Raw genomic sequence first — 12,043 nt, forward strand, 5'->3', positions numbered from 1 at the left:
CCGCTGGCTGCACTCCTACAATCACCACCGCGGACACACCGCGCTCGCAGGCAAACCACCCGCCAGCCGCGTCCCCAACCTCACAGGGCAATACATCTAGGCCGTTTGCGCAAAGTCGCGTCGTCGCCCGAAGGGCGGGCGGGACTTTGAAGACAGGCCCCGCGACGAAACGGCGGGGCACCGATGAGCGGCACCTACACAGTGCTCCACGACCCCCACGGCCTGATCGAAGCCCAACTCCCGTTGGACCGCGCCCCCTACGAAGTGCTCGTCACCGCCGTGCTCGCGTGGACCGACCCGCACCTCGAACCCCGCGACTACGAACAGATCGCTCTCCAGCTCACCGGGCACGCCCGCGCGGTCGCCGCCGACGTCCGGCGCCACGCCGCCGCCCTGCCCAAGAACGACAGCCGCGGCGCCCTCGCCGAAGTCGTCCTCCGCGAAGCCGACGGCCGCCCGTCCGCACCGCTGGAGCGCACCGTCCGCTGCGCCCAGAACCGCGCCTGCCTCGTACGGGCCCTCTACACACGGCTGGACCGCCTCACGGAACCCGTCCCGACCACCACGTAGCGAGGCGAGCGGATCACGCTGTCAGTCGGCGGTGTAGTTGAGGAAGTCGGCGACGACGGGTACGCCGCGGCGGCGGCCGAGTTTCTGCCTGAGGTCGTTGAGGGTGCTGGTGCCGCGTGCGGAGGTGACGCCTTCCATGCGGGCGTGGGCGGTGTCGATGGCTGCGTCGATGTCACCGAGGGCGAGATGCGCTTCGGCGGGGCGCCACGAGGGTGTGGCAAGGCAATCGCTGAACTCCCATACAGGCCGCGGGCCCCCGAAAAGAGCCCAGAGCCCTGAGCCTCGTCTCGCGGTGTGATCCATCCAACGTTTGAGGTGCCGCTTCCCCCGGCAATCCGACATGACCGCAGACTGCAAAAGTGCGCTTTCAGACAGTGGCTTTATTCATTCTTTACTGTCGCCGAACTCCTATCTAGGCTCCTCCCGCCACGTGTATCGCACATGCTTTTGATTGTCTCCACTGGAAGGGCATCACGCTCCGTGTCTCCATATAGATCGTCAAGATCCAGACAAAGGGCTCGAATAGCGACTGGAGCAGCGCTGCTGCTGGTCGCTGAGGCCGCGCTCGTCGCGGGCGGCAGCGCGTCGGCCGCCCCGGCTCCCGAGCCGCGACCCGCCGGGCAGGCCGAGTCAGCCGGCCCTTCGAAGGCGGACCTCCTGAAGTCCGACCTGGCCTGGGCGGCCGAGCGTGCCCGCGGTTCGAAGGCTTGGGCGCTTACCGAGGCCGAGCGGACCGGGAAGAAGACCGTCGCCACCGACGAGACGACCCCAACCACCTACACCCTCGCCAACCCGGACGGCACTCTCACCACCGAGCTCACCGCAGGCCCTGAGCGGGTTTGGAAGAACGGCACGTGGCAGAGAGCCGACGCCACCCTCACCAAAGCTGCCGACGGGAGCATCACCCCCAAGGCGCACCCCAACGGCCTGCGCCTCTCCGGCAAGAGCGGCACGCTGCCGAAGTCCCTGCGCGCCGGGCAGGACGACACCGCCCGCGACCTCGTCACCCTCGGCAGCGGCGACAGCAAGGTGACTCTCCAGTGGAAGGGCGGTCTGCCGCAGCCCGACCTGGACGGCACCCGCGCCCGCTACAAAGATGCCGTGCCCGGCGCTGATGTGATCATCGAGGCCACCCGTACCGGCTTCGAGCAGTTTGTCGAGATCGACGAGCGGCCCACAGGCGCCTACTTTTACACCCTCCCGGTCCAGACCAATGGGCTGAAGGCGAAGGCGAACAAGGACGGCTCAGTCACCTTCACCGATGCCAAGTCCGGTGCCGAACGTGCCACGATGCCCGCCCCGGTGATGTGGGACGCGGCCGTCGACAAGACCTCCGGTGAGCACATGAACCGGGCACGCGTCGACATGAAGGTCGTCAGCAAGGGCGCCGGACGAGTGGACCTGGTCGTCACTCCCTCAGCCGAGTTCCTTGCCGATCCGGACACGAAGTTCCCTGTAACCGTCGACCCCTCCACCTCCGCGCTGTCGAACACTTTCGACACCTACGTGCAGCAGGGTGAGACCGTCGACTGGTCCACCGACACTGAACTCGACCTCGGCAACCCCGGCACCAAGAACGCCGACGGCACGCCGCGCACCGCACGCTCGTTTATCACCTGGAACACCACGCCGATCCAGGACGCGCTTATCGTCGACACCAACCTGGCGCTGTGGAACTTCCACTCCGGCAACACCGACTGCACCAACCAGTCCTGGACTGTCTGGGACACCAGCGCACCCTCCACCTCCTCGCGGTGGACGTCGCAGCCCACGTGGAATCAGCAGTACCACTCCTCCACGCAGACCAGGGGCAACCCGGACTGCACCGCCACCCAGCCCGACGGCTGGATTAACGCGGATGTCGACAGCCTCGTCCAGTCCTGGGCGTCGGCTAAGGCGACCCGCGGCCACATGGGCCTGCGCGCTGCCACCGACGACGTCAAGGCTTGGAAGCGGGTCAACTCAGCCAACAACGCGGCCAACCAGCCCAAGCTGTCCGTTACCTACAACTACCGTCCCTCGGACGGCATGGACCGGCAGGCCGGCGCGCCGTTTCGGTCGTACGCAGGCGTGTGGGCGGTCAACACCACCACCCCGACCCTGCGCGACACCTTCACCGACCCCGACGCCGACAAGGTCAACGGCACCTTCCAGGTCTACGACGCTGCCACGAACACCCCCATCACCACCCCCGCCGGTGAGGGCCTCATCGTGTCCTCCTTCGTCGACTCTGGGAAGCCCGCCTCCGTCACCGTTCCGGCCGGGCAGCTCACAGACGGCAAGACGTACAAGTTCCGCACCAACGCCTACGACGGCACCCACTACAACCTCAGCTGGTCCCCTTGGACCCAGTTCGTCGTCGACACCACAGCCCCCGACGAGCCTCGGAGCGTCAGCTCGGCCGACTACCCGGAGAACTGGGGCGGCGGCGGCGCCGGCATCGTGGGCACCTTCGACGTCACGACCGGCGACGCATCTCCGTATGAGGTGCAGTACCGCTTCGACCCGTTCGAGGACGACGCCGACGACTATGGCTGGTCATCCGTACACACCACCACGCCGGCCTTGTCCGGCAGGGCCGTAGCACCCGAAGCCTCGTACACCGCAACGCCGGCCGCTGATGGCAACCACGTGACGCAGACGCGTACCGTGGACCGGGCGGGCAACGTGGGCCCGATCAAGGACTACGGGTTCACCGCTGGGAACCGGGACTACAACCGCGCTCAGAAGATCGACGTCAAGCTGCCGCAGCCGGACCTGACCTCCGACGTCGCGGCGTACTTGAACGACCCGCAGCGTATCGCCGACTGGAAGCAGGGCAGCTCGTCGCGCACCCTGAGCAAGGGCGGTGAGACGGTCACCATCACGCCGAAGGATGAGCAGTCGCTGGAAGGAACCCGTAAGGCCGCGAAGGAACTGGCCGCGCGGGAAAGGATGCGGGCCCCTTCCTACCCTGATCCGGTCGTCACTAGTTCGTGGTGCCAGCCGTCGCTGTCCGGGGAGGCTCAGAAGTCGCTGATCACCCGCAACGAAGCCTGCGTTTTCTTCGACCTGAACTACTCGAAGAAGTACTACCTCAACGGCGTCGAGACCGAGGAACACCACGCCAAGTTCGAGATCGCCTTCCAGGTCAAGACCGACCGGCACGACGGGACGATCAAGACGTGGATCCAGATGAACCCGGTCTACAACGACTTCCCCGGGCACGACAGGTCCGTGCTGTTCGGCGACGGCAACCCGATCGCGCACATCGACTCGATGTGCTACAGCGCTGCCTGCGAAGGTGCCACGGACAGCAGGGATGTGAAGAACTTCGACTTCTACAACGATCTCAGCTGGAAGGGCGGCGGCGACGGCACACCGACCGACTCACACATGGCCACCGGTACCGCCACGCACAAGTGGGACGGATCCACTGCCGGCGCCGGACCCTCCGATGCCGCCTTGTCGAGGGATCTGCCGGTCTGGTTCATCTTCAACCCGGAGAGCGAGTACGAGCCGCTCGAGGGCAAGGACGACGAGATCGACAGCGGCGACAGCCGCTCCCCCGGCATCGATGTGCGCTGTGACAAGGTCAGTTCCTACGGCGTGCCGGGATGCGTGCTGACGCAGTACGTTCCCGAGTACCAGATGGATGCTGCTCGCTACCCGGCCGCCGCGGCTCACCTATGGATGGTTCAGAACAAGTCCGGGATCAAGGGCCTCGGGACGATCGGTAAGCCGCTGCACTACCGTCCCGACGCGGACAACGGCCGTGTGGTCTCCACATGGACGAAAAAGAAGATCCGCAGCCGGGTCTGCGGCTACTACGGTGGAACCCGAACGGATGGGTACGTCCCGACCAAGGGATTCGTGGCTCACCCGAAGACGTTCCTCCACTCGGAGTTCCGTCCGCAGGTCCCCCTGCCGAATCCGGACAAGGTGAACTGCGATGAGGTGCCGTTCGCCTCGACATATGAGTCCGTCGGTCTGCCCGCTTCTGCGGGCGGGATGAACCCCGCCGGCACGGCCGGAGGTGGCGAGTGCATCCAGACCGTGGCGGCGAAGGCCGACGACGGCAGTGAACACCTCCTGGACGACACCCGCTACGACGCGCCGACGTTCAGTGAGAAGTGCGGCCGTTCCTCGATGTCGGGGTTCGTCAACCAAGGCGCGATGAGCAAGTACGGCAACGAGTTCCTGGCGCAGATGCGGGTCATCGACGGCGATGAGTACGCCGTCGATCCCGGTCGGCTGTGGTTCAGCAATTGCGACACCGGTGGGCTGAACCTCATCTGCGAGATGAAGAAGCCGTAGCCGCCGCACGTCTGCGAAGGGGGTCCGTCAGTCAGGCGGACCCCCGAGCGGGCGTGGTCAGTGGACGGGGTGCCAGTGCTCGAGCGCATCGTCCAAAAAAGGGCTGCCGGGGTCATCCCAGACCAGGCAGCCCCACACCAGGCCGGGCACCTCTGGGCCCATCGCGTCGGCCGGCCCTTCAGTGAGCGTGCGGTGCACAGCTTCGAGATAGCTGGCGATCGAATGAAAGCTCGGCTTGTCGCAGGCCAGGTTGTCCGGTAGCGACCAGTAGCCGACGCCGTCCGCGCCCACGTAGTGCCCGGACTCGGGGCCTGTTTCGTCGCCGGTCAGCCACGGAACCACCGCAGCACCCCACGTGTCGCCGCGGCCGATCTCTGGCAGCCGCGGCCTGAGCGCATCGATCGGGCCGAGCAGGATCCCGCCAGGCAAGAATGCTCCCGAGCCGACCTCGCCCTCTTCCTCGTTGGCCTCGATGTACTGGTGCTCCACACCGCCACACAGCCGCCACAGCGCGGCCAGTTCCGACGGCAGGGCGAACTCGAGGTGCTGCCTCAGCGCCGCGTCCGCGTTCGCTATCTCTGTCTCCGCCGCGGGGGGCAGCAGGGAGGCGTATGAGGTGGGGGCGTGCTGCTCCAGCCACCCCACGAGGCGGCCCCACGCCGCCTCGACCTGCGCAGTCCGGCCTTCTGTATTCGGTTGATCGCTCATCCCGCCAACCTAACCGGCGGGAAGAGAAGGGATCTCTGTGAGGAGCATCACGCTCGCTATCCGCCGCCACCATGAGCTTGCAGACGGGACACCCTTGGGGGTCTCGGCCTCGCCGCAGACGGTGACTCTAAACTCAAGGGCTTGGACCACGGCCTCGGGCGATGGCCCGCAAGGCTGAGCCGGAGGCGCGCCAAGGTCATCACCGCGCTCTGTGTCCTTAACCGCGACGCCGGGGCCGCAGCCTTGCCCACCGAGCACTGGACGATGCTGTCCGCGCTGTTCACCGACCCGGGAAGTGTCCGGTGACCCGGCAAGCGGCGCTCTTCGATCTCGACGGTGTCCTCCTCGACAGCGGCCCGGCTGTACGCACCGCCCTGGTGGCGGTCGCGACCTGCGCGACCGCCACCGCACCACACCGGCAGACCTCCCACCGGGCGCCTTGCGCCGCCCCCGGGCCGAGGTCCTGGCTCTTCTCGGTGTCACCGATCCGGACGACGCCTGCGCCCGCTGGTGGGACGGCGCGCTCGCCGCCGCGCTGCCCAGTGCGTTCCCTGGGCGTGCTCACCGGACTGCTGGCCCTGCGCAGCGTCAACGTCGCCCTCGGGGTCGTCACCCTCCATGACCGCGACCGCCTGTCCTGGTTCCTGCCACCCGCCCTCACAGACCTGCTGGACGTGGTGATCACCCGGCAGGACGCACCCGCGAAACCGGCCCCCGACGGGCTGCACGCCGCCCTGGCCCGGGTCGACGTCCAGCCCGAACAGGCGGTATTCGTCGGGGACAGTCCCGGCGACATGAGTGCCGCACGCGCCGCCGGCGTCCTCGCCCTGGGCGCCACCCGGGGCTGGCACCCGCCCTCCGCACTCCATACGGCCGGAGCCCATCACCTCCTGCCCGACCCCCACCCGCATCGGACCGGCCCTCCTGCATCACCTGACCCCAATCTCCGCGACCTGACCCACCCGCCCCGCTACAGTGGAAGGGCACCCGAAACGGGTGCCCTTCCCGACTTCCGAGGGACTCAAGGCATGCGCGTGATGCGGCGACAGGCGCCAAGCGCCGGTCTGGACCACTGAGGCACCACCTCACACGTTCCGGGCCGGCGCTCACCCCCGCGCCCCCGCCCACCACTGCTCCTGTGAGTTGTCTCCATGTCTGTGCTCCCTCCCGTCGGCCGTCTGCGATGGACCGACCTCCCGGCCCCGCTGCGGACCCGCCTCGAAATCGCCCTCGGCTCCTCCGTCGTGGACGTCGTCACCCCGGCGGGCGGCTTTGGCCACCAGCTCGCCGCCGCACTCCGCCTCGCTAGCGGCCGACGGGTCTTCGTCAAGGCCGCTCCGGACGACGACCCGCTGACCGACGCCAACGTCCATGAGGCCAACGTCCTGGACGTGCTGCCTCCCGGCGCCCCGGCCCCGGAGCTCCTGGGGATCCACCGCGCCGACGGCTGGACCGCCGTCGTCATCGCCCACCTGGACGGACCGCACCCCGACCTCTCCCCGGCCTCCGGCGACGCCGGGCAGACCTGGGCCCTGCTCGACAAGCTCACCTCCAGCCCGGCCCCGGCTGCCTACACCGCGGCGGTCGTCGGCACGCCCTCCGGCGCGGCCGGCCTGCACGGCTGGGACGTCCTGCGCGCGAACCCGCCGGGCGACCTGGGCCCCGACGTACGACACCGGCTGCACGAACTCGCCGAACTCGAGGCCGCCTGGCCCGGCCTCGCGCACGGCGACCGGATCGTCCACGGCGACCTTCGCGCAGACAACATGGTCCGCGACCACGACCGCGGGGTGACCTTCGTTGACTGGGCCCACGCCACCACCGGGCCCGCCTGCATCGACGCCGTCTCTCTCGCCCCCCAGCTCGTCCTCGCCGGACACACCCCCAAGGACATCACTCGTCTGCTGGACCGACACCCCGCCACCGCGACGGACCCCCTGGCCTCCACCGCGTTCCTCGCCGCCCTCACCGGACACTGGCACCGCAACGCCCGCCGGCCCGCACCCCCCGGGGCCCCCGGTCTCCGCGCCTACCAACACCGCGCAGCCACCGCAGGAATGGCACTTCTCGCGCTTCGCCTGAACTGAACTGCCTACGCTTCGGGCCGCCGTGCGGACGTGCTCGCGCTGATCGATACCAGGCGACCTGGCTGACAGGTGCTCAGTCGTCGGTGCTCGGGGTTGCTGGCCCGCGCGATGCCGTCCAGCTCGATGTCCATGGCTTCGCGCTCGGTGGTCCACTGGTCGACGTAATCGCGGACTTCCTGCACCTTGGCGGGGTCATCGGCCTCTTCAGGATCCATGAGGACGAATCCGGAGTGGCCGTCGGATCCGGGCACCTCAACGATCTGCTGGTCCATCTTGCCGGTGAGCAGGATCGTCAGCACGGTTGCGAACTCGCGATTCATCTCCGGCGTGAATGTGGAGTCGTCTTCGGAGCCCTCGCGGCCTTCAGCCAGCAGATGGAACGCCTCGTGCAGAGCCTGGGCCAGAGCCCCGTACTGATCCGAGTCCATCCGTGCTTGGAGCGTTTCCATGTAGAGGGCCACTTTGACCGCATGGTTGTCTTCCCCGGGGGCGGCGTCTTCGTCGGACAATCACACAGCCTGGTCCGGGGCACCGCCCCCGCCCAGGCCCGCACACAACTTTCGATCTACGAGGCGAACACTGCGACGCTCCCCAAGACTGGTCAGCGGGTCGCACCGGCGAGGAGTGATCGCCGGTACGACCCGCAGATGAGTGCCACGTGCCTCCCGCAGTCGTGAGCGCGGTCGACCTCTGGCCTGCTGCGCTGAGTTCGCAAGGTGCTGGCATCGCCGGCTGCACAGGAGGAACGGGGCGCTCTCCATTCGTTCACAAATGATCAGGCTCTCGGGCTGACCGGCCAACATGTAGCGGCCGTACTCGGCTGGCCTACGGCCCGGCCCGCACGCGCGTATGCTCCGCCAGGCGCTCCGCGTGCCCGGCCCGCTCGTCCTCGCGTACGGCGCTGAGAGCCACGGCCGCCGTAAGGAGACAGCCCAGTTTTCCTGTGCCGCAGCGCTATTGCTCACGCAGTGCATTCTTCTGGGCCTCCGGAAGCTGCACCGAACCGCTGTGCTGCCGCCCCTGGAAGTCTGAGTCGCACACCTACAGGGAATCCATGACAACCACGGGCGACACGAACAGCCCTGACACCTCTGCCACCTCTGACAACAGCTCCAACTCGCCAGAAACGAAGCGCTTCCGAGACGTCTTCAAAGACCACAAGTGGGTGATCACCACTGTCGTGGCGCTCCTCGCTGTCATCGTCCCCGCAGTCATTTCTGCCGCCACCAGCGATGACGGAGGCAAGGATGACAAGGCCTCCACCCCCACGGCCCCCGGACTGGCGCCTCCAGCACAGACGTCCTCGCCCACAGAGTCTTCGTCATCATCCCCAACGCCCTCAGCTGAGGCGTCGTCACCGAAGGCGCCCGTCATTCGCTCCTTCCCGGTGACTCTGACCATTGGCGACAGTTACGAAGCCATCGACTTTGACGCTGCTTCGGACGAACCAGTGACCCGCCGGATTGCCAATGACGAATTCGAGTCCATGACTGAGGACCAGAAGTCGCGGTACGACATGGACACGAACGACCGGGGAGCGCCAACTGTGGAGTTCTTGTCGGCATCCGGTGCCGCAGCCCTACAGCCGGACGAGACAGTCACAGTCGAGGCCTGCAGGCAAGCGAGCAGCGGCGGCGGCATCACGCGTTTCGAACTGGATGACAACAGCGAGCTGTCGAACCGATCCGCGGGAATCAGAAAGGGCGCCACCCTCTGCATCCGCACCGATAAGAACGCCGTGGTGGCAGCCAAGATCAAGGAGATCGTGTTTCCCTCCACCAACGGGATCATGAAGCTTGATGTCACCGTGTGGAGCAGCTGAAACAGCAGATTGCACCTCGCATCGGCCTTTGAGCACGTCGAACCGCCGACGTCTGCTTTCTCCCCCGCGTGGTCCTGCGGCTCTGAGTGCATGTCCGGGGTGCGACAGGCGGAAGGCTGCAACACCATGCCGATGGGTTCAGGTGTGAGTCGTGGCGGTGGGTGTGGCGCAGGAGCGCTCTGGTTGGCCACCAGGTGAGGCGGTCACGGGAGTCCTGAGGGGGGCAGGGCCTCGACGCGCGTGGCGATGACGCGCTAGAGCCGGGCTGCGAAACCCAACCCTGCCTGACCGGCCCGTGCAACCGCTCGTGGTTGCACGGGCCGTCGGCGACAGGTGGCTACTTGGGGGCCGTGAACGAAATGGTGCCCATTCCCTTGAAGTACTTGCCGTCGTCGAGCTTCCCGAGTTCTAGTTCGAACGTCCCCGGCTTGAGCCCCTCACCAATAGCGGCCTTCTCGCCCGCACGGCACTTGATCGTCTCGGTGCCGATGTCGGTGTTGATTCCGTCCGTTGCCCGTAGCAGCACGGTCATGTCCCGCTTGGGGTAGTTGCAGTCTTTGACGGTGAAGTGGACAGCGCCACCGCCGGTCTTGAATTCGGGGGTCAGCCAGAGGTGGCTGTAGTTGAAGTTCGCCGTCCGGCTGGCAGCGTGGGCTTGTGCAGCCTGCGTGATGCCGAGAGCGCAGACGCAGCACAAGGCGACAGAGGCTCGGGACAGACGCCGCTTCACGGTACGAGTATGGTTCATGTAACCCTCTTCCGGAGGTAGGGCACTGAGAGGGTTAATCTTCTCGAACCGGGCGTCAGTGAAGTATCACACGCGCGAGTGACAGCGACCCGGCGATGTTGCCCCTTGAGACTGTGGGCAGGTCTCCCCGCACTTGGTTGCAATCAGCAGCTCGTCCTGTCGAACGGCATGCAGGTTGCGAACTTGGCCGTCATGGCCTTGTGCTGGTGCCGGCTGATACGGGCCAGCTCCTCTCCGGCCGGCCTCGGCACACCCGGGCCGGCCCTGCAGGATCGACGCCGTCTCAGGCGCGGGAAGGGCTCCGCGGCTTCCCGACAGCAGATGTTGCGCACAAGTTGCGCATGGAGTTGCACAGGAGGTTGCGCAAGGGGGTTGCAGAGGATGTTGCGAAGGGTGTTGCACCCCTGCGGCCCGGCTCCTTGCGTTTGCGCTGGTGGGAGCACCATTTTCGCGTGGTGAGTGCTCAGACTTCCCCTTGACTCCTGGCCTGCCCGCTCTGGATATGGATGTGGGAGGGGTGGGGGCTCGTCTGTGGTCGCGGGGAATCCGGCGGCGCTGCGCTGGCTCAAGGGGGCTGCGGCGGCCCGGTGGGCGCCGCAGCGAACGGGCACCGGGCGGGGCGCCCTACAACTACTCCGCTAACCGTTCTACCAACTACTCTGCTAACCCTTCCAGTAACAGGCGCGTTGGATTTCACCCACCCCTTGCATAACTGCAGGTCAGACCGAGGTTTTCGGGTGGTGAGTGCTCATACTTCCCGTCTCCTGCCTGGCTGCCCTGCTGTGGTGGTGGGTGGTTGTGGCTGGTGGCGGGCGTGGTCTCGGGGAAGACGGGCGGCGCTGCGCTGGCACTTTCCACCGCGGCCCGTCGCGCAGCTCCGGGCCATCAGGGGCCGGGCGGTAGCCGGTGGAGCAGCGCCTGGTCCTACTCCCGCTGCGCCGCCGGCCACACCCGCGCTCCTAAGCGTTGTCCCCTAAATGGTCTACGACGTGTTCGCTGACCTGCTCGTTCCTTCGTCACCCGGGGAGGGTGAGGTTGTGCAGGCGGGCGATGCCGAGCATGGCGTGGTGAACGCCGTCGCCTTTGAGGCGGCAGTCGCGAAGGATCTTCCAGGTCTTCATCCGGGCGAAGGCGTGCTCGACGCGGGCGCGGACCTTGCGGTGCTGGATGTTGTGTTCCTCTTTCCACGCATCGAGTTCGCTCTGGCCGGGTTCGCGACGGTGCGGGATGACCAGACCGGTGCCCCGGTAGCCGCCGTCCGCGATGATTGTGGTCCTGCCCGAGGGCGGCCTTCGCACCGGACGGCTCCCGTGCTGTGCAGTCGTTTCGGTTGCCGGGCAAAGGACGGCCGACTGCGACGGCCAGCCGGGTGTCCGCGTCGATGACGACCTGGTGGTTGGTGGAGTACCGGTAGTTCTTCGACTGCTCGGCGACCATGTGGTAGCGGGTGGGAACCAGGGCGCCGTCCACGATGAGCACGGTGTCCTTGCGGAACCGCTTGCGTTGCTGGAGCGCGAGCGTTGGCCCGAGGTGGTCGATGGTGTGGTCGGCCGCGGACTTCGACACCCCGAACAGCGGCGCCAGTGGCGCAGGGTCAGGTTGGTCCGCCAGTGCGCGGCGACCAGCAGCACGCGGTCCTCCAGCGGCAGACTCCACGGCCGGCCTTTGCGCACCGGATCTGGGGCCGATGAGTCGGGCGCGGCCTGGCCAGATCCGTTCGGGGGACCGCCGCCGCCCTTGCTCTGTCCGCCGTGACGGCTACGTCGCCGACCGGCGCGCCGGACACTGGGCGGAGACCGGCCCTGACGCTCC

Annotated in this window: 9 protein-coding genes and 1 pseudogene; 6 read left to right on the forward strand and 4 right to left on the reverse strand. The window is 67.3% G+C overall.

Annotation, left to right across the window (positions count from 1 at the left end; translation table 11 throughout):
* The first annotated feature begins 183 nt into the window (after positions 1-183).
* Together ACIBCU_RS36910 and ACIBCU_RS36915 are read left to right on the forward strand one after the other, a co-directional pair.
* The gene (locus ACIBCU_RS36910; protein WP_399236914.1) at positions 184-570 is read left to right on the forward strand and encodes a restriction endonuclease; all 387 of its coding nucleotides are present in this window, start codon (positions 184-186) and stop codon (positions 568-570) included.
* 480 nt (positions 571-1,050) lie between these two features.
* Positions 1,051-4,866 carry a DNRLRE domain-containing protein gene (locus ACIBCU_RS36915; protein ID WP_399236916.1) on the forward strand — a complete coding sequence of 1,272 codons (3,816 nt, stop codon included), beginning with the start codon at positions 1,051-1,053 and terminating at the stop codon, positions 4,864-4,866.
* 57 nt (positions 4,867-4,923) lie between these two features.
* On the opposite strand, the gene ACIBCU_RS36920 is transcribed toward ACIBCU_RS36915, so the two are convergent.
* Positions 4,924-5,574, reverse strand: coding sequence for a hypothetical protein (locus tag ACIBCU_RS36920; RefSeq protein WP_362942916.1), 651 nt, complete (start codon positions 5,572-5,574; stop codon positions 4,924-4,926).
* Positions 5,575-5,715: 141 nt separating this feature from the next.
* Between ACIBCU_RS36920 and ACIBCU_RS36925 the strand changes: the two genes are divergently transcribed.
* The 3 genes from ACIBCU_RS36925 to ACIBCU_RS36935 all read left to right on the forward strand — a co-directional run bounded on the left by ACIBCU_RS36925 (position 5,716) and on the right by ACIBCU_RS36935 (position 7,661).
* Positions 5,716-5,880 (forward strand): hypothetical protein, encoded by a 165-nt coding sequence (locus ACIBCU_RS36925; RefSeq protein WP_362942919.1) that lies wholly within the window; start codon positions 5,716-5,718, stop codon positions 5,878-5,880.
* Entirely contained in the window at positions 5,877-6,650 is a 774-nt protein-coding gene (locus ACIBCU_RS36930) for an HAD family hydrolase (RefSeq protein WP_399236919.1), read from the forward strand. Before ACIBCU_RS36925 ends, ACIBCU_RS36930 begins: the two co-directional genes overlap by 4 nt.
* A 75-nt stretch (positions 6,651-6,725) precedes the next feature.
* Positions 6,726-7,661 carry a phosphotransferase family protein gene (locus ACIBCU_RS36935; RefSeq protein WP_399236921.1) on the forward strand — a complete coding sequence of 312 codons (936 nt, stop codon included), beginning with the start codon at positions 6,726-6,728 and terminating at the stop codon, positions 7,659-7,661.
* A 5-nt stretch (positions 7,662-7,666) separates the two neighbouring features.
* Here the strand turns inward: ACIBCU_RS36935 and ACIBCU_RS36940 are convergent, their stop codons facing one another.
* Positions 7,667-8,170, reverse strand: coding sequence for a hypothetical protein (locus ACIBCU_RS36940; protein ID WP_362942928.1), 504 nt, complete (start codon positions 8,168-8,170; stop codon positions 7,667-7,669).
* A 545-nt stretch (positions 8,171-8,715) separates the two neighbouring features.
* On the opposite strand from ACIBCU_RS36940, the gene ACIBCU_RS36945 reads away from it, so the two are divergent.
* Entirely contained in the window at positions 8,716-9,483 is a 768-nt protein-coding gene (locus ACIBCU_RS36945; RefSeq protein ID WP_399236923.1) for a hypothetical protein, read from the forward strand.
* Positions 9,484-9,820: 337 nt separating this feature from the next.
* Here ACIBCU_RS36945 and ACIBCU_RS36950 read toward each other — a convergent pair whose 3' ends face one another.
* Together ACIBCU_RS36950 and ACIBCU_RS36955 are read right to left on the reverse strand one after the other, a co-directional pair.
* Entirely contained in the window at positions 9,821-10,213 is a 393-nt protein-coding gene (locus ACIBCU_RS36950) for a hypothetical protein (protein ID WP_362942934.1), read from the reverse strand.
* 1,034 nt (positions 10,214-11,247) lie between these two features.
* Positions 11,248-11,910 (reverse strand): annotated as a pseudogene (locus ACIBCU_RS36955) (transposase); the annotation flags it as partial.
* Positions 11,911-12,043: the final 133 nt, after the last annotated feature.

The sequence above is a fragment of the Streptomyces sp. NPDC051064 genome (assembly GCF_044455985.1).
GTDB lineage: Bacteria > Actinomycetota > Actinomycetes > Streptomycetales > Streptomycetaceae > Streptomyces.